At 48.2% G+C, this 17,225-nt stretch carries 16 protein-coding genes and 1 riboswitch; of the genes, 7 read left to right on the top strand and 9 right to left on the bottom strand.

Annotation, left to right across the window (positions count from 1 at the left end; translation table 11 throughout):
• Positions 1-1,014 (bottom strand): NADPH dehydrogenase NamA, encoded by a 1,014-nt coding sequence (namA, locus tag EI981_RS16045; protein ID WP_126999796.1) that lies wholly within the window; start codon positions 1,012-1,014, stop codon positions 1-3.
• Between the two features lie 180 nt (positions 1,015-1,194).
• A riboswitch (guanidine-I (ykkC/yxkD leader) is annotated at positions 1,195-1,302 on the top strand.
• A 125-nt stretch (positions 1,303-1,427) separates the two neighbouring features.
• Between namA and EI981_RS16040 the strand changes: the two genes are divergently transcribed.
• Together EI981_RS16040 and EI981_RS16035 are read left to right on the top strand one after the other, a co-directional pair.
• Positions 1,428-1,766 (top strand): DMT family transporter, encoded by a 339-nt coding sequence (locus EI981_RS16040; RefSeq protein WP_126999794.1) that lies wholly within the window; start codon positions 1,428-1,430, stop codon positions 1,764-1,766.
• 2 nt (positions 1,767-1,768) lie between these two features.
• Positions 1,769-2,083, top strand: coding sequence for a DMT family transporter (locus tag EI981_RS16035; RefSeq protein ID WP_126999792.1), 315 nt, complete (start codon positions 1,769-1,771; stop codon positions 2,081-2,083).
• A gap of 93 nt (positions 2,084-2,176) precedes the next feature.
• Here the strand turns inward: EI981_RS16035 and EI981_RS16030 are convergent, their stop codons facing one another.
• From EI981_RS16030 to EI981_RS16020, 3 genes are read right to left on the bottom strand one after another with little or no spacing between them, the layout of a single operon-like run.
• Positions 2,177-2,905, bottom strand: coding sequence for a hypothetical protein (locus tag EI981_RS16030; protein ID WP_126999790.1), 729 nt, complete (start codon positions 2,903-2,905; stop codon positions 2,177-2,179).
• Positions 2,902-3,609 (bottom strand): fluoroquinolone export ABC transporter permease subunit, encoded by a 708-nt coding sequence (locus tag EI981_RS16025; protein ID WP_126999788.1) that lies wholly within the window; start codon positions 3,607-3,609, stop codon positions 2,902-2,904. Before EI981_RS16025 ends, EI981_RS16030 begins: the two co-directional genes overlap by 4 nt.
• Positions 3,606-4,460: an ABC transporter ATP-binding protein gene (locus tag EI981_RS16020; protein ID WP_126999786.1), complete on the bottom strand. Its 855-nt coding sequence runs from the start codon at positions 4,458-4,460 to the stop codon at positions 3,606-3,608. The genes EI981_RS16025 and EI981_RS16020 overlap by 4 nt, the downstream gene beginning before the upstream one ends.
• Before the next feature lie 208 nt (positions 4,461-4,668).
• Here EI981_RS16020 and EI981_RS16015 point away from each other — a divergent pair, with 208 nt between their 5' ends.
• A complete protein-coding gene (locus EI981_RS16015; protein WP_162616196.1) occupies positions 4,669-5,256 on the top strand; it encodes a TetR/AcrR family transcriptional regulator in 588 nt (195 codons plus the stop codon).
• 79 nt (positions 5,257-5,335) lie between these two features.
• Here the strand turns inward: EI981_RS16015 and EI981_RS16010 are convergent, their stop codons facing one another.
• Both EI981_RS16010 and EI981_RS16005 read right to left on the bottom strand, forming a co-directional pair.
• A complete protein-coding gene (locus EI981_RS16010; RefSeq protein WP_126999782.1) occupies positions 5,336-5,527 on the bottom strand; it encodes a hypothetical protein in 192 nt (63 codons plus the stop codon).
• Positions 5,520-6,677: a DUF4062 domain-containing protein gene (locus EI981_RS16005; RefSeq protein ID WP_162616195.1), complete on the bottom strand. Its 1,158-nt coding sequence runs from the start codon at positions 6,675-6,677 to the stop codon at positions 5,520-5,522. The genes EI981_RS16010 and EI981_RS16005 overlap by 8 nt, the downstream gene beginning before the upstream one ends.
• A gap of 342 nt (positions 6,678-7,019) precedes the next feature.
• Here EI981_RS16005 and EI981_RS16000 point away from each other — a divergent pair, with 342 nt between their 5' ends.
• Both EI981_RS16000 and ptsG read left to right on the top strand, forming a co-directional pair.
• On the top strand, positions 7,020-7,616 hold the full coding sequence (locus EI981_RS16000; RefSeq protein WP_193556378.1) for a nitroreductase family protein: 597 nt from the start codon (positions 7,020-7,022) through the stop codon (positions 7,614-7,616).
• 173 nt (positions 7,617-7,789) lie between these two features.
• Positions 7,790-9,850 carry a glucose-specific PTS transporter subunit IIBC gene (ptsG, locus tag EI981_RS15995; protein WP_126999775.1) on the top strand — a complete coding sequence of 687 codons (2,061 nt, stop codon included), beginning with the start codon at positions 7,790-7,792 and terminating at the stop codon, positions 9,848-9,850.
• 88 nt (positions 9,851-9,938) lie between these two features.
• Here ptsG and EI981_RS15990 read toward each other — a convergent pair whose 3' ends face one another.
• The 3 genes from EI981_RS15990 to EI981_RS15980 form a co-directional block, all read right to left on the bottom strand.
• Positions 9,939-10,916, bottom strand: a complete 978-nt coding sequence (locus EI981_RS15990; RefSeq protein WP_126999773.1) for an electron transfer flavoprotein subunit alpha/FixB family protein — start codon at positions 10,914-10,916, stop codon at positions 9,939-9,941.
• Positions 10,917-10,938: 22 nt separating this feature from the next.
• Complete coding sequence (locus EI981_RS15985; RefSeq protein ID WP_126999771.1) at positions 10,939-11,706, bottom strand: electron transfer flavoprotein subunit beta/FixA family protein; 768 nt, start codon at positions 11,704-11,706, stop codon at positions 10,939-10,941.
• Between the two features lie 104 nt (positions 11,707-11,810).
• On the bottom strand, positions 11,811-12,392 hold the full coding sequence (locus EI981_RS15980; RefSeq protein WP_126999769.1) for a fatty acid metabolism transcriptional regulator FadR: 582 nt from the start codon (positions 12,390-12,392) through the stop codon (positions 11,811-11,813).
• A gap of 175 nt (positions 12,393-12,567) precedes the next feature.
• Between EI981_RS15980 and EI981_RS15975 the strand changes: the two genes are divergently transcribed.
• Together EI981_RS15975 and EI981_RS15970 are read left to right on the top strand one after the other, a co-directional pair.
• Positions 12,568-14,736, top strand: coding sequence for a (Fe-S)-binding protein (locus EI981_RS15975; RefSeq protein WP_193556498.1), 2,169 nt, complete (start codon positions 12,568-12,570; stop codon positions 14,734-14,736).
• An 86-nt stretch (positions 14,737-14,822) separates the two neighbouring features.
• Positions 14,823-17,222 (top strand): 3-hydroxyacyl-CoA dehydrogenase/enoyl-CoA hydratase family protein, encoded by a 2,400-nt coding sequence (locus tag EI981_RS15970; RefSeq protein ID WP_126999765.1) that lies wholly within the window; start codon positions 14,823-14,825, stop codon positions 17,220-17,222.
• The last annotated feature ends 3 nt before the right edge of the window (positions 17,223-17,225 follow it).

Raw genomic sequence — 17,225 nt, 5'->3', positions numbered from 1 at the left:
TTAGAACGCCCGATCATACTGCTTCGGAGGCTGAATCTCAACGCCTAGCTCTTTGGCTGCATGTAAGGTCCAATATGGGTCCTTCAGCAGTTCGCGTCCAAGCAAGACCAGATCGGCTCTGCCGTTGCCGATAATCTCCTCTGCGTGCTGCGGGCATGTAATAAGTCCTACCGCGCCGGTTGAGATATCGGCTTGATGACGAATTTGTTCCGACAGATGCACCTGATAGCCAGGGAAAATATCTATATGAGCTGGTACAAGGGCACCTGAGCTGCAATCGATCAGATCAACGCCTTGTTCCTTCATTTTACGGACATAACTGACGTAGTCCTCAAGGTGATTGCCGCCTTCAGCATATTCCTCGGCGGAGATGCGCACGAATAGAGGGCCATTCCATTCCTGTTTTATGGCTTCGATAACTTCCCCGAGTAGACGATAACGGTTGTCAGCATTACCCCCGTATTCGTCCTCGCGGTGATTGGAGAGAGGCGATAGGAATTCATTCAGCAAATACCCATGAGCTGCGTGAATTTCGATGACATCGAACCCAGCCTCTTTAGCACGGCGAGCCGCCTCCCGGAATTTATGCACGATCCCCTGAATCTCTTCGAGATCAGCGGCCTTTGGCGTCTTCATTGTAGCGAACGGAATTGCTGATGGAGCAAGAATAGTCTCCTCAAGATCAGCCTTACGGCCTGCATGGGCAAGCTGGATTCCGGCTTTGGCCCCGTTCTGCTGAATCAGGGATACAAGTCTTTGCAGCCCTTCGATATGCTCGTCATCCCAGATGCCGAGGTCTCTATAAGAGATGCGGCCTTCTGGCGATACAGCGGTAGCTTCGACAATAATCAGACCAACGCCGCCAACCGCACGGGTCGGGTAGTGGACGAGATGCCAATCAGCGACCTTACCGTCCTTATTCGGTGAAGAGTACATGCACATGGGGGACATCACGACCCGATTTCTAAATGTCGTATTCTTGATCGTAAAAGTGGAGAACAGCTTTCTGTCCATATTCATCTACACTCCTTTTTATATATCTATTTGATTGTAAATAATAACAATATTCCGCAATTATTATGTTAAAACATTGGGAAGCAGGTTACAAGCGGGGGCATATTTCCGGTGACATCGATCCCCATGATTGGATTAACATAGTTGACCCGAGCTTTCGTTTCCCTTATGATAGGGTTACATTTTGTTCTCTAGGGTTCCGCAGCGCGGCTTGACGCTGGACTGGTCCGAGAGAGAACGCACAGGCTCAAGAGTCTGTGGACACGGAGGGATAAAAGCCCGGGAGGATATCAGAGAGGATATCTTCTCCGGCTTTTTTTTGTCTTTACGAGGTTCGGAGAAGAGAGAGGCAGTGGGATTGAATCCTTCAAGACCGTATCCATCTGGACATCGCTAGAGAGAGGAGTGAGGAAATGAGCCGTAACTGGTCATTGGTATTTATTGCTGGATTGCTCGAGATTAGCTGGGTCATCGGACTGAAGCATGCAGGAACTGCTCTGGAATGGATTGGAACTGCGTTCTCGATCGTGTTTAGTATGTATCTGTTAATTCTGTCGACAAGGAAGCTGCCGGTAGGAACGGCGTATGCTGTATTTACAGGTATCGGAACTGCGGGTACCGTATTGACGGAGATGCTCATCTTCAATGAACCGGTCAAGCTGGCGAAAATTTTATTGATTCTGCTGCTGTTAGCCGGCGTAGTTGGTTTGAAGACGATTACGAAAGAGCATGAAATGAAGGAGGAGGGATAAGCATGGCCTGGATCTTGCTTATATTGGCCGGGTTCGGAGAAGTGTTGGGAGTAGCTGGCATCAATAAGCTGAATCAGCGTAAGGACATCGTATCCTTCTCCCTTTTGTTCGGCGGTTTTATTCTTAGTTTTGTGCTCCTGTCTATTGCGATGGAGTCGATCTCCATGGGGACTGCTTACGCGATCTGGACCGGAATTGGTACGGTGGGCAGCGCGCTTGTCGGAATGATCCTCTACGGGGAATCCAGAGAATGGAGAAGGATACTGTTCATCGCTATGGTTCTGTCCGCAGCTGTCGGGTTGAAGCTGATCGCTTAAGCGACTAAGTAAAAATAAGTAACGCCCCCTAACGTCAGTATCTTTGACATTGGGGGGCGTATTTAGAAGATAATGCGCATGCATCCGATCAGGTTAATCCTGTCTTTGCAGAAATTTACGAAGCATCACATACACGGCCAGCAGATGAACGCCTACGCCAATCAATGTGAGCAGGAGAGTCTTCCACGGCCTTCCTTCATACCCGCTGTGTAGTACCTCGTAAATCCAGAATGGGGGAAAGATGCCCAATCCATATTTTAAAGGAGAGTGTATGAACCAGGCTGCCGCTAGAATGGCCACGATCAGACTCGCTCCTTTGGATAGAGCAAGACCCTCCACTTTATTAGCGGCAAAAGCAACCAAAAACAATGCGATAATAGGCGCTTCAAGCGCAGCCATCGGTAGCAGGTACAATACCTGAGATGTTGTCACTGACTCTGGGGCCGCAAGCAAGAGCAGGATCGCATCATAAATAATTGACAGAACAACCGCCGTGATAAGGCGGCAAATCAGATAGCCGCTGCGAGATAGTGGCGTCACCGCATAATATTGAATCAAATGATCATCCCGCTCATCCAGCATCATAAATCCGCACATACAGCCGAGAATCAGGCTAACCAGGAGAAGAGCTACAGCGGTAATAAGACCGTAATATTCAGATAAGTTGAAATGGAAGTAAATCGCAAGTACTTCGTTAGCAGCCGGCACCCCAAATTTTAAAGCTGACATAAGAAGTAGTGGGGCAAGGAGATAGAAGAATAACATGGAATCCCGGCCAACGAGCTTCATATCGCTACGGAGCAGACGCAGTGCAGGAATCATGATCCATCCCCTCCCAACCTCAGCATAATAAACTTCCGGAATGAATACCGTACCCAGAGGAAAGCAAGACCGATCCAGCCTGCAAGCAGCAGAACCGCATATAAGATTTGCAACCAAGGAACGGGCTCGAAGGCCGAACGGAGCAGCAAGAACGAACCCTGAGTCGGCAATATATAATAAATGGGCGTAGACCAAATATGAAGAAAATCCATAATCGGTAGCATAAATACAAACGTCACTAGGGTAGATAGAAAAAAGAAACCATTTAATGAGCGGCAACGAAAGGCTACCCCCATGCCCGCCAAAGTGAAGAATACAGACGTCAGGAACACTCCGGTCATAAACAGTAACGGATTCGTACTGAATCCGAATTGGCTGACATGAATCAAATAACTGCTGATCATAGATAACAAAGTAAGGGATAGCGTCTTTGACATCATGTACTCCTCAGGTTTATAAGGCGTCACAAATAATGTGTTATGAATATCATGACCTTTCTCCAGTAGCACCAGGCCACCGATAAAGAAAAAGCCAAGCATGCTTGGATCGGTAAACGTCAGCAAAACATCGGCCATTTCACGGGAGGAAGCAGGCAAAAGGCGCAATAACATGATATAGAATAGGCTGATCACCAGGTAAGCGTAATAAAATCCGTGTCTATGCTGTAGTTTTATATCGTATGCGATGGCGCCCGCCATTCTCATTCCAGATTCCTCCCCGTCACCTTAATAAAAATGTCCTCTAGAGTTGCTTCCTCTGTATGAATCGTTTCAATCTCTTCCCGAAGCAGCAGTCCCGTGAACTCTGGATTAGTCCCGATTCCACTTAATGCGAAATGTTCTTGTTTTACTTGCTTATCTTTCCTATACTCCACCCGGACGCGCCTTTTACCGTGCTGTACTTTTAATTCACGTGGGGTGTCAATGAGAACGATTCGTCCGTCGACTATAAAAGCGATCCGATCGCAAATCTCTTCTGCCGTATGCATATTGTGCGTTGTAATCAGTACCGTTTTCCCATTGGCCTTCATTTGTAGAATGATCTCCTTGACTAACCGGGCATTAACCGGGTCCAGTCCAGAGGTAGGCTCATCCAGAAATAAAATATCAGGTTGATTTAGCAACGCACGGCACAGGTTAAGCCTCATTTTCATTCCTTTGGAGAAGTTCTCAACCTTTGTATGGCCGTATTTCGCCAGCCCAACCTTTTCCAGCAGCTCCTCAGGTTTGCTCGTTGATCCTTTATAGAGGGAACGAAACAGACGGAGATTCTCCAATGCGGTAAAACGACCATAAAAATTAGGAAACTCAAAGGCTACACCAATTCTCTCGTAATAATCAGGCTTAGCATCACAGACATTTCTCCCCAAAACGGTGACTTGCCCTTCGTATTGCTTCAGGATGCCGATGAGGATTTTCTGAGCCGTGCTTTTGCCGGCACCTGAGGGACCCAGAAAGCCAAATATTTCACCCTTCGGAATAGAAAAATGAAGACCATGAAGAACCTGCTCCTTGCTTCCGGGATACCTATATTTCAAATCATGTACTTCGATCATAAATCCCTGCAGCTCCTTTCTATAAGATTGTGTAGTATCGTCCAGATCCGTTCGCGCGTTATTACTCGTTTTCAATAATGAATTATAATTCACTTTTAAAATACGCTGATCCATTTATAAAGTCAAGATAATTTCATCCCCTATAGAAGCTCGTTGACAACTCAGTTCGGTCATGCCTATATTTAAAAGCGAATGGAGGTTCACGCTTATGCAGGTTTTAAAAGATGAGTTGCGGCATGCTATGCTGAAGGTTGCCCAAAATATGTTCCTGGATCCCGGTTATGAGAAGACATCCATGAAGGATATCGCAGCTAAAGTGGGGGTGTCTGTCGGCAACTTGTATCGTTATTTTCCTAATAAAGAAGCCTTGTTGGAGGCTGTCACGATGCCGGCGTATGAACGACTGCTTGAGCTTATGGAGAATAGTGAGGACATTTCTGCGAACCGTATGCCGATCATCTTGGATCAGTTGGAGAGCCTGCTAGCGGAGTTTCTGCGCGAATATCGGCAGAGTTTGCTGATTTTATTGTACGAGAGTAAGGGAACACGGCAAGAGAATATTAGAAATGAATTCTTTGATCGCTTTGTAGGTCATGTCAAGATGCATTTTGCAGATTATAATCAAAAGACGGCAGCAATGAAGCAGCTTAACTCAGATGCGGCGCGGCCGCTAGCGATTGCGTTCCTGGAAGGATATTTTGAGATCATTCGCCTCTATAGCGATGAAGACCAGATCGTTCAAGCTGCCCGAGAATACGTAACCATATGGTTCTCAGGATTACAGATTTTGCTATAGTAAAAATAGAAAAGGCCTGTGCCGGTATAAAAACCAGCCTCAGGCCTTACTCATTAACTTAAATCAGGATGCAATTAATTCATGCCCGTTTGGTTGCTTGGGCGAACCGATCCTTGATTTGTTTACTATTACGTTTCACAGCGATTCGCTGTTCTTCTAATATTTGCGACGAATTCTTCTTAGGAGGGGCAAATAATAATGCTTCCTTGGGTTGAATTCCAATTGCTTTGCTTACCCGTCCATTCTTGGATACGAATACACCGCTACCCACGCTGCATCCCTCCTAGACTTAGTTTGATGAATTCAATAATAACAGGATTTTTACTTATTATAGCATGGTTTACACTTTCTTTATAGCGGATAAACTTCCTATAATCCCAATCTGGTTCAGCTGGATAATGTAAAGTGATGACATAAGGCCCGGAACGGATACAATAGTAGAACATATTCTTGGCTGCGGTGAAGAAGACCTGTTCACGCTGATCACCCATTTGGTAAGTCAGAACGGCGTAGGAGCTCTTATTGTCCAGCTTATAGTATGGGGGACCTTGTGCCTTTCCACACTTGGCGACTAGATGGAGTTGATCTTCCTGGCTCACATACAGGGTTATCGCAGAGCAATCTCCATAGCTTCCGACACTCTCCGTCATATATTTCCCATAGCCGTGTTCAATCATACCGCCGCAAGCTCGGTCCTTAATCAGACTCAGAAATTTCTCCGCATCACGAAAACCGCTGATCTGCATTTGTGGTATTAAACCGGTAATCAGATCAAAAGCTTCGTCCAACTGCTCCAGTCGGTTACCGCTAAGCTGGATGGATTCCTCAAGCGGAAGCAGGAGGGAGCCTCTGCGCAGTAGATCACTGAAATAGCTTCTCCAGTCGATGGGTACCCCCAATGATAAATCATCTACATACACGTTGCGCAAAATCATATCGTAGAGGAAATACCATACATAGGGATCGATATACCCTGGAACTTGCTTATGCTTTCGAAGTGCATCCATCATATGAAGCGGGGAAGGGAAACGTTCCTCTTTACTAATATATTGATCGATATATTGGTCGAGCAGCGGTTTGACTGTACTGAAGAAGATCCGCTTAACCTCGACATCAGCAAACACCAGGATTGTAATTTCCTGTTCCTGCGCTTTGATGAATTCCAGGTGAGTGATTGTTCTTTCCGCCGCCTTATCATAGGTGCCGGCCTTGCTGCCGATGAACAACAGATAAATATCGCATTGCTCGACAGCTTGCAGACAGAGTGTAACGGGATCAGCGCTGGCTAGCCACGGTCCGATATTCTCCTCCCACATCACCGGCTCATGGCCAAGGGCGTGAAGTTCCTGATACACGCTTTTGCGGAGCGGCTTCAGCCCATCCTCGTTCACAGAACTTATGAAGATTTTCGTTCTTGCCAAGGTATGTAACACTCCTATAATCGTTTTTTCCAGTATAACCCATGTAGGCATGGATGGATATATAACGTTGGTCATGCTTATTTGCCATTTAGACACTTAATTCATGTCTTTAGATTGCGAGTGGATGATAACTACGAATAAATTCGCTTACTTTTTGAATGTAGATAACTTTTTATAAAAAAATACTTGCAATAGGCTAATCACTTGTGTAATATATTTATATAAGTTGCTAAGTAATAGTTAGTATCAAACTTTTGTTTTAGAGAATAGGCCAAAAATTGCTGAATGGTTCACAGTTTTTAGGCCAAAATAATATGAAAATGGATAGGAGATTGAATAATAATGAGTCAATTTATCGATTTGTTGAAGAACAGACGTAGTGTGTATGGAATTAGCAAGGAGACTGTCATCTCTGATGAGAAGATTGAAGAAATCGTAAAAGAAGCGGTTCTTCATACTCCTTCATCTTTCAACTCGCAATCTTCCCGTGTGTTGGTCGTGCTGAATGAGCAGCATGATAAGCTGTGGAATATTACAGAGGATACTTTGAAGAAGGTTGTTCCTGCTGAAAGCTTCGGGCCTACCGCTGAGAAGATGGGCGCTTTCCGCGCTGGTTATGGTACAGTGCTGTTCTTCGAGGATCAAGCTGTAGTTGAAGGCTTGCAACAACAATTTGAGCTTTACAAGGACAATTTCCCAGTATGGTCTAACCAATCCAATGGTATGCTGCAATTGGTTGTCTGGACTGCGCTTGCGAATGAAGGTATTGGTGCAACGCTTCAACACTACAATCCGTTGATTGACGATGCCGTGAAGGCCGAATGGAATATTCCGGCTTCCTGGAAATTGATCGGTCAAATGCCATTTGGTAAACCAACTGTACAACCGGGTGAGAAGCAATTCGCTCCAGCTGAAGATCGTGTGAAAGTATCTAAATAAGTTTAAGGCTTAAGAGAAAATTGTTCGAAAAAGCATGAGTTATAAAAGGTTTTGATTGTATTGTCCATTTACGGGGTAATCTATCCCTATACGATGACATGCATGATAAGGACTTTTATTGGCTTATGCTTTTTTTGTTGTGATTAAACAATTTTGTATTCAGGAGGATGTAAATGTTCAAGCGTTTGTTCGGTATATTGCAAAGAGTCGGTAAAGCGCTGATGCTGCCGGTCGCGCTGCTTCCTGCCGCAGGGTTGCTGCTCGGTATCGGCAACATGCTGATTAGTCCAGAGTTTCTAAGTCTCGTTCCAGCTCTAGATAACAGCGTCGTCCATGCGGTGGCCACGGTTATGATGAATGCCGGGCAGATTGTGTTTACGAACCTAGCCTTGCTGTTCGCCGTTGGTGTTGCTGTCGGTTTGTCCGGAGGGGAGGGCGTAGCTGGGCTGGCTGCGATCATTGGTTATCTCGTTATGAATGTAACCATGGGCACGGTCATCGGCGTAACGACGGCGATGGTCGGTACAGATCCGGCTTACGCCAATGTGCTGGGCATTCCAACACTGGCTACCGGCGTGTTTGGTGGGATTATTGTTGGTATATTGGCCTCTACGATGTACAGCCGCTTCTTTAAAATCGAGCTTCCGTCCTACCTCGGCTTTTTTGCTGGAAAACGATTCGTTCCCATCATGACGGCAGCAACCTCAGTGCTGCTCGGTTTGTTGATGGTTGTCATTTGGCCGCCAATTCAGAGTGGATTAAACTCTGCTTCCTACTTCATGCTGGAACAAAACCGAACCTTGTCCGCATTGATTTTTGGTATCGTGGAACGTGCGCTGATTCCATTTGGTTTGCATCATATTTTCTATTCGCCATTCTGGTTTGAATTTGGAGAATACGTCAATAAAGCCGGACAGTTGGTTCGTGGGGACCAGCAAATTTTCATGGCGCAGCTCAGAGATGGGGTGCCGTTTACGGCAGGTACCTTTATGACCGGTAAATTCCCGTTCATGATGTTTGGGTTACCCGCCGCGGCGCTGGCGATCTACCACGAAGCCCGACCTGAGAACAAAAAATACGTGGCCGGGATTATGGGTTCAGCCGCGTTAACATCGTTCCTGACAGGGATTACGGAACCGCTCGAATTCTCCTTCCTGTTCGTCGCTCCCATTCTGTTCGCTGTGCATACGATTTTCGCAGGGTTATCCTTTATGACGATGCATCTGCTTGGTGTCAAAATCGGGATGACCTTTTCGGGAGGCTTGATCGACTACCTCATCTTTGGGGTAATCCCAAACCGGACCCCATGGTGGTACGTTATCATCGTTGGTTTGATTCTTGCGGTCATTTACTACTTCGGATTCCGCTTTGTTATCCGCAAATTCAATCTTAAAACACCAGGCCGGGAAGATCCAGACAACATAGAAGAGGGGGCGGAAGAAGGCAGAGCCGTTCAGCAGGATGATCTGCCGCACAATATTTTGTCCGCGCTTGGTGGCGGGGAAAACATCACTCACCTCGATGCCTGTATTACCCGTTTGCGGGTAGAAGTGAAGGACAAGGGCAATGTGAGCAAGGACCGACTCAAGAAGCTGGGAGCTTCCGGCGTGCTTGAAGTCGGGAACAATATTCAGGCGATCTTTGGGACACGTTCCGATACGATAAAAACGCAAATCGCTGATATCATGAGCGGCAAAGCTCCGCAAGCGGCTGAGAAGACTGAAGTCGTAAAGCCGGCCGAAGTCGAACAGCAGGCGGCTCGTGATGGAGACGCGATCATTAACGAAGATATCGTGATGCCGGTAAATGGTGAACTGATGGATATTTCCAGCGTTCCTGACCCGGTATTCGCAGAAAGAATGACAGGTGACGGTTTTGCGGTTTTACCGCATGAAGGTTTAATCGCTTCCCCTGTTTACGGAAAAGTATTTAACGTATTCCCGAGTAAGCATGCTATCGGCATCATGTCAGACGGCGGCAAGGAAGTGCTTGTACACATCGGGGTAAATACCGTGAAGCTGAAGGGTCAGGGCTTCAACATTCTTGTTAAGGAAGGTGATTTGGTAGCTGCCGGACAACCAATCATGGAAGTGGATTTGTCTTATGTGAAGGAGCATGCGCCTTCGATTATTTCTCCAATCGTGTTCTCCAACCTACCGGAAGGAGCAGAAGTGAAGCTAAATAAAACTGGCATACTGTCAAGTGGTGAAGGAAGTATAGTGACGATTAAGTGATTATAAATATAATCCCAGCACCTTAACGGTACTGGGGTTATTTACATATTTATTCCTAATTATTAGGGGTTATTAGTTATCACAATCATTAATTCGGGGCGCATAGTAGTTTTCTAAATTCCTCTGCTAATATCGGCACGACCTCGAACAGATCGCCGACGATGCCGTAATCCGCCACTTTGAAGATCGGGGCCTCCGGGTCTTTGTTAATCGCGATAATGATGCGAGATTGACTCATGCCAGCCAAATGCTGGATCGCTCCGCTAATGCCACAGGCGATATATATTTCAGGGGTTACTACTTTACCTGTCTGGCCAATCTGCAGCGAGTAGTCACAGTAGCCGGCATCACAAGCGCCACGTGAAGCACCGACAGCACCCTGCAATACTTCCGCCAGCTCCTCAAGAGGTTGAAAGCCAGCTTTGCTCTTGACTCCGCGGCCACCAGAGACGACGACTTTGGCTTCCGTGAGATCGATTCTGCCAGCGGATTTGCTAACAACTTCTTTAATTACGCTGCGAAGTGAAGTTGATGGAGTATAGGATAATTCGGTGATCGAAGAAGACGTGCTAGCAGGCTGAGCGGGTGCAATATTGTTGGGGCGAATCGTGATGACTTGTGGTGAACTGCTGAATTGTCTATTCTCGAACGCTTTCCCGGCATAGAGGGGACGAGTATAGGCAATAGCATCGCCGGATCCGGAAATAGCAGTGACATCAGAGATTTGTCCGGCGTTTAGGTGAGCAGCAATCTGTGGTGCAAGATCCCGTCCAATGGCAGTATGGCCAAAGATTACAGCGTAAGGCTGTATCGGGTCCAACGCTTGGGTTAGTGCAGCGAAATAAATCTCTGCCTGATATGAGGCCAAGTCGGGATGATCGATCAGAATGACTTCTGTGTAACGTGCCAGCTCGTCAGCAGCTTCTTTGAGTTGATGACCAAGCAGCAGAGCGATCCGTTTATCCTCCTCATGACTAGCTAGGGCAGCGGCATGAATCGCCTCAAGACTGACCTGGCGAAGTCGGCCGCCCTTGGTCTCGGCTACGATGACATAGGTGTTCCCCATAGGAAATTCCTCCTTCATTCAATTAAATGACTTTGTCCTCGTTCCTAAGCAGGTGAACTAACTCTACGGTCTGTTCTTGAATGGTTCCTTGTAATATGCGGCCGCTCTTACGTTCAGCGGGCAGGGAGAGGGCGGTACGTACTGTTTTCGGGGCGATTTCTGCTTCTATCCCATTAAGCTGCTGCTGCTCCAAGGTAAGAAAAGGTTTCTTCTTAGCCTTCATAATCCCAGGCAGAGAAGGGTAACGCGGTTCATTAAGGCCCTGCTGGGCGGTGAAAAGGGCAGGCAGACGAATTTCAATAGTCTCGGTATCTCCTTCCGCATCGCGGTTAACTGTCGCATGATTGGATGTAATTTGTAGATGGGTAATCGCGGAGGCATGGGGAATATCAAGCAATCTGGCTAATCGAACCGCCGTCTGGCCGGCGCCGTTGTCAACCGAGAAATAGCCGCCGAGAATAAGATCGAAGGCTTGATCCCGGAAGTAAGCGGCCAGAAGAGAAGAGATAGTGAATTCATCACTCTCGCTATCGTCATTCTGGATCAGAACAGCTTCATCCGCACCCATGGCCAGCGCTGTCCTTAGTGCTTCGGCGACCCTAGCTGGACCAACAGATACTACGGTAACTGAACCGCCAAGCTGTTCCTTCTGACGTAACGCCTCTTCAACAGCATACTCATCATAAGGATTGATAATAAACTTGACGCCATCTTCGGCAATTTTGCCGTTTTGAATACTGATTTTCTCCTCGGTGTCAAAGGTTTGTTTCAGGATTACGAAGATGTTCATCAATCATACTCCTTTCAAATCTTTTTTTAGAGGTAGTTCAAAGGTGCTGAAAACTGGCCTTTTTGAACACAAATAGGGAATATCCGTAGTTCAGATTTTCAGAACTACTTTAAACCTCGGATGAAGAAATCCACGGTGTTTGCTACTTGTGATGTCAGGGAGTATTTCTGTCCCGAGATCAGCCATGAGGTGACGACCTCATCCATAGCCCCGAAGATTAACTGACGCGTTAATCTCGTGTCCAGATTCTTGCGGAAGCTCCCGTCTGCGACGCCCTTTATCAGAATATGCTCGATTAATTGAATATAGGGCTTCACAGCCTGACCAATCGCTTTGCGTAGCTCAAGGGAGCTCTGGCGCAGTTCGATTTGAGTCACAAAGGCCAGATGAATATTCTCCTCAAGAAGGGAGAAGTGGATATCGCATATTTTGTACAAAGCTTCCTCGGCGCTGTCTTCCTCGGAAATGTTGTTTTTGAACGACTCCACAAGGCTACCCAAACGATTCTGGAACAGGGAAATGAGGATATCTTCCTTGTTTTTGAAATATAGATATATCGTACCGTCTGCTACTCCAGCTTCTTTGGCAATTCTGGCTACCTGTGATCCGTGGAATCCATTCTCAGCAATCACCTTCTCGGCGGCATCCAAAATCATTTCATATTTTTCCTGTTTTCTACTTGTCATCCTGACACCTCAATGTTAAAATTTGAATCGAATGAATGAACACTCATTCATTTTTTATTCATCTTAGGTGAAAGCGCTTTTGTTGTCAAGATGAATCTTTGATTTTAAGGTGTGTTCAAAAAGGTCGATTTTCAGACCTCTAAAAGGAGGGGCAGGTGAAGTAAACGTGTGGCAAATGCTGCAATGGATTATGTTCCTGCTGGTAACGGGCTATGCCATTTATTTATTTTATAAGGCGGTATATCATCGTTATCTGTACATGAGCCTTGGGCGTCCCGTAGAGTTTCGAGCAAGAAGCAGGCTCTCCTGGAACAACTGGGGCGAATTTCTGAGCCAGGTATTCGGACAGCGGAAACTACTGAAGGACTGGCGCAGCGGGGTCATGCATATTGTGATTTTTTACGGATTCATTATTTTGCAGTTTGGTGCCATCGACTTGATTGTCAAAGGATTGACTCGAGGGGGGCATCTGCTATTACCTGGTTACCATCTATTCGGGCTTAGCCAGGAAGTGACGGTTCTGCTTATTCTGATCGCAATCGGTTATGCGGCCTACCGCAGATATGGTGAACAATTGCCACGTTTGAAGAAAGGCTGGAAACCAAGCCTTGTTCTCATCTTGATATCGTCCATTATGTTGACGGTTCTACTCTCATTAAGCCTGGAGCGTATTTGGTTCCAATTAGACCCATCTCTCTATGCACCAGTATCCTCACTAATATCTCTAGCACTCCAATCTTTATCCACCTCTGCTGCTGAAGTGCTCTTCTATCTCTTTTGGTGGCTGCATCTTCTCATCTTGTTAATTTTTCTAGTGTATATTCCACAATCGAAGCATTTTCATTTGATTACAGCACCGATTAATATTTGGCTGCGCCGTACGGAACCGCCTGGTCGCCTGACCAGCATCGATCTGGAGGACGAAGAAGCGGAGAGCTTCGGGGCCGGAGCGATCACGGACTTTACGCGCAAGCAGATGCTCGACTTCTACGCCTGTGTAGAATGTGGGCGCTGCACGAATGTATGCCCTGCCTCTAATACGGGCAAACCGCTGTCACCTATGCACCTGATAACGAAGCTGCGTGATCATCTGACTGATGTCGGTACCGAGCAGACCGGAAAATCGCCATGGCAGCCGTCCTATGCCTTCGCATCCTCACAGACTGCTACACATCAGTTAAGAGGGCTGAAAAATTCAGCCGTAGCCTGGATGGATTCAAGTCTGCCACACATTACGGACATTCGCCCAACACTGGATTGGCAGTCTGCCGCCTGGGGAGTTCAGGATCAGAGCGATTTGGGTGATGCTCGTGCCGCAGAACTGGAGCTGATCGGGGATGTGATGACAGAGGAGGAAATTTGGTCCTGCACAACCTGCCGGAATTGTGAGGATCAATGTCCGGTCGGCAATGAGCATGTCGACAAGATTATCGATCTGCGCCGTCATCTTGTACTGATGCAGGGCAGTATTCCACAGGAAGGTAGGCGGGCGCTGCAAAATATCGAGCGTCAGGGCAACCCGTGGGGGATCAGCCGAAATGAGCGGTTCAATTGGACCGCTGACCTGGAGGGGTTGTCTGTACCAACGGTACATGATAATCCGCAATTTGAATATTTGTTCTTTGTCGGCTCAATGGGATCTTACGATCTGCGCAGCCGTAAAATTTCCCGTTCCTTCGCTAGACTCATGCTGGAGGCAGGAATCAACTTTGCCGTTCTCGGCAATGAAGAGAAAAATTCCGGCGATACACCAAGGCGGATGGGCAATGAGTTCCTGTTCCAGCAGCTCTGCCAAGAGAACATCACGCTGTTCCAGCAGTATGGGGTACGGAAGATCGTGACTGCCGATCCGCATGCTTTTAACACTTTTAAAAATGAATATCCCGAATTTGGACTTGAGGACGTTGAGGTCATTCACCATACCCAATTGCTGGAACGGCTCATTAAAGAAGGGAAGCTGACCCTTAGCCATGAGGTGCGGGAAAGAATGACTTACCACGATTCCTGTTACCTGGGACGTTATAACGGCATTTATGATGCGCCGAGGGAAATCCTTCGCCGGGTTCCCGGAATGGAGCTGATGGAGATGAAGCGCTCGCGTGAGAATGCGATGTGCTGCGGAGCCGGCGGCGGTCTAATGTGGATGGAGGAGACGGGTGGCAAGCGAATTAATTTGGCTCGGACGGAGCAGGCCCTTGAGGTATCTCCAACGATGATCGGCAGCGGATGCCCGTATTGTCTAACGATGCTGGAGGACGGGGTCAAAATGAAGGAGCTTGACGTGAGGACAAAGGATATTGCGGAGATTGTGGAGCTGTCGGTATTTGGCGAGGCCTTGGCCTAACTGATCAGGCTTACCTTGCGCTAGCGGATCTAAAAGATAGTTGAAACGCACTAAAAGTGAATTTCATGGGTTGGAGGTAGGTGTAGATGAATAGATCAATTTCCAAAGCAGTAGTTATCGGTTCGGGCATTATGGGTTCCGGGATTGCGGCGCAGCTTGCCAATGCAGGGATTGCCTGTTCGCTGCTCGATATCGTTCCTGCGGAAATGACGGAAGCGGAGCAGGCCAAGGGATATTCACTCACGGACTCGGTGGTGAGGAACCGCTTCGCTGCAGCAGCTATAGCCGGTATGGTCAAAAGAAAGCCAGCACCGCTATATGATGAAGCATTCGCGGCCCGCATCCGTCCGGGCAATCTGGAAGACCACCTGCATTGGATTCAGGATGCGGATTGGGTCATCGAGGTAGTAGTAGAAAATCTGGCGGTAAAGCAAGAGCTTCTGGCCAAGATTGAGCAGCATTGGAAGCCAGGTATTCTGGTTAGCACCAATACATCAGGGATTTCGATTGAGGCAATGAGCGAGAGCAGATCCTTGGAGTTCCGTCAGCATTTCATGGGAACACATTTTTTTAACCCTCCGCGTTATATGAAGCTGCTGGAGATTATTCCCGGACAGCATACAGAGCCTGCACATGTTGACCGCCTGCGCGAAGTTGCGGAGCGTGCTCTGGGCAAGACGGTGGTGATTGCTAAAGATACGCCTAATTTTATTGCCAATCGTATTGGTACGTACGGATTGCTTGTTACACTGCGGGAGATGCTGCAGCGAGGATACACCGTTGAGGAGGTCGATGCTGTAACGGGTCCGGCCATGGGACGGCCGAAGAGTGCGACCTTCCGTACACTCGATCTGGTCGGCCTCGATACCTTCCTCCATGTGGCGGACAATGTGCGGGAGAATGTGCAGGATGAAGCCGAGATCGAAGTGTTCACCGTGCCAGAGCCGCTTCAGGAGATGGTGGGGCAGGGCTGGCTCGGCGAGAAATCGGGCCAGGGCTTCTATCGCAAGCTCAAAGAACAGGGCAAGAGCCAGATACTCGCTCTGAACCTGAAGAGCTTCACATATGAGCCGCAAGCGAAACCCTCCTCCGGATCGCTGCAAGCAGCAAAGGCCGCCAAAGGTGCCAAAGCGAAGTTAAAAGCGCTGCTCAGCGGAGGAGATCGTTATTCCGATCTAGCCTGGAATGTGTTGAAGCCTGTGCTGCTCTATTCCGCAGCCAAGCTCGGTGAGATCGCGGACAACATCCGTGAGATCGACGAAGCGATGAAATGGGGCTTCAATTGGGAAATGGGGCCGTTCGAGACATGGGACGCCATTGGCTTGATTCCGTCCGTGAGAAGAATGGAAGCCGAGGGTCTTCAGATTCCAGGGTGGGTCAGCGAATGGATCGCAGCAGGCAACACATCGTTCTATAAAAGAGAGGAAGGCCAGTTGTTCCATGTGCTGAGCGGAAAATTCAAAGCGGTAGAGCAGCCGCCGGAGATCATCTCGCTGCGCGATTTGAAGGAGCAGAAGCGGGTGCTTCGAAGCAACACTGGCGCAAGCTTGCTTGATCTGGGCGACGGTGTGGCCTGTCTGGAGTTCCATTCCCCGAACAATGCGATCGGTGAAGATATTCTCAGCATGATCACGCAGAGCCAGGAAGAGATCAGGAAGCGTGGTTATGCCGGACTGGTCATTGCCAATCAAGGGCGCAACTTCTGCGTCGGCGCCAATCTGATGCTTCTGATGATGGAAGCGGAGGATGAGGAATGGGATGAGGTCGATGACATTATAGCGTTGTTCCAGAACACGATGTATCAATTGAAATATTTTGAGAAGCCAGTCGTCGCCGCGCCGCACCGGATGACCCTTGGCGGAGGAGTTGAGGTATGCCTGCCCGCAGACCAGGTGATCGCCGCGGCGGAGACATACTATGGCCTGGTCGAGGCAGGCGTTGGCCTGATTCCGGCCGGAGGCGGCTGTAAGGAGCTGGCGCTGCGGGCGAGTATGCAGGCTCATTTGCCAGAGGCGGATCTGCAGCCGTATATCAATCGACTGTTCGAGACGATCGGCATGGCGAAGGTGTCTACCAGCGGACATGAGGCGAAGCGTCTCGGCTATCTGAAAGCGAGCGACCGGGTCGTGATCAACCCGGACTATGCGATTTATGAAGCGAAGCAGGCGGTGCTGCGCCTGGCCGGCTCCGGTTATGAGCCGATTCAGGAGAGCAAGCTGCGCGTTGTTGGCGCCGAAGGCAAAGCCGTACTGCAGCTTGGAGCCATCGGTATGAGGGAGAGCGGGTATATCAGCGATCATGATCTCTTGATCGCGAAGAAGCTGGCACATGTGCTCTCTGGTGGAGATGTCCCCGCGGGCACCTTGGTCAGCGAGCGGTATATGCTCGACCTGGAGCGGGAGGCATTCCTGAGCCTGTGCGGTGAGGTAAAGACGAGGCAGCGCATGAAGCATATGCTGACGACAGGCAAGCCGCTGCGGAATTAGCTG

Source organism: Paenibacillus lutimineralis, from assembly GCF_003991425.1.
Lineage (GTDB): Bacteria > Bacillota > Bacilli > Paenibacillales > Paenibacillaceae > Fontibacillus > Fontibacillus lutimineralis.
This window is presented reverse-complemented; position numbering and strand designations above follow the sequence as displayed.

What these genes read in the sequence shown, in the direction of transcription:
- namA (WP_126999796.1), bottom strand. Translation starts at nt 1,014, where the DNA reads ATGGACAGAAAGCTGTTCTCCACTTTTACGATCAAGAATACGACATTT.
- EI981_RS16040 (WP_126999794.1), top strand. Translation starts at nt 1,428, where the DNA reads ATGAGCCGTAACTGGTCATTGGTATTTATTGCTGGATTGCTCGAGATT.
- EI981_RS16035 (WP_126999792.1), top strand. Translation starts at nt 1,769, where the DNA reads ATGGCCTGGATCTTGCTTATATTGGCCGGGTTCGGAGAAGTGTTGGGA.
- EI981_RS16030 (WP_126999790.1), bottom strand. Translation starts at nt 2,905, where the DNA reads ATGATTCCTGCACTGCGTCTGCTCCGTAGCGATATGAAGCTCGTTGGC.
- EI981_RS16025 (WP_126999788.1), bottom strand. Translation starts at nt 3,609, where the DNA reads ATGAGAATGGCGGGCGCCATCGCATACGATATAAAACTACAGCATAGA.
- EI981_RS16020 (WP_126999786.1), bottom strand. Translation starts at nt 4,460, where the DNA reads ATGATCGAAGTACATGATTTGAAATATAGGTATCCCGGAAGCAAGGAG.
- EI981_RS16015 (WP_162616196.1), top strand. Translation starts at nt 4,669, where the DNA reads ATGCAGGTTTTAAAAGATGAGTTGCGGCATGCTATGCTGAAGGTTGCC.
- EI981_RS16000 (WP_193556378.1), top strand. Translation starts at nt 7,020, where the DNA reads ATGAGTCAATTTATCGATTTGTTGAAGAACAGACGTAGTGTGTATGGA.
- ptsG (WP_126999775.1), top strand. Translation starts at nt 7,790, where the DNA reads ATGTTCAAGCGTTTGTTCGGTATATTGCAAAGAGTCGGTAAAGCGCTG.
- EI981_RS15990 (WP_126999773.1), bottom strand. Translation starts at nt 10,916, where the DNA reads ATGGGGAACACCTATGTCATCGTAGCCGAGACCAAGGGCGGCCGACTT.
- EI981_RS15985 (WP_126999771.1), bottom strand. Translation starts at nt 11,706, where the DNA reads ATGAACATCTTCGTAATCCTGAAACAAACCTTTGACACCGAGGAGAAA.
- EI981_RS15980 (WP_126999769.1), bottom strand. Translation starts at nt 12,392, where the DNA reads ATGACAAGTAGAAAACAGGAAAAATATGAAATGATTTTGGATGCCGCC.
- EI981_RS15975 (WP_193556498.1), top strand. Translation starts at nt 12,568, where the DNA reads ATGCTGCAATGGATTATGTTCCTGCTGGTAACGGGCTATGCCATTTAT.
- EI981_RS15970 (WP_126999765.1), top strand. Translation starts at nt 14,823, where the DNA reads ATGAATAGATCAATTTCCAAAGCAGTAGTTATCGGTTCGGGCATTATG.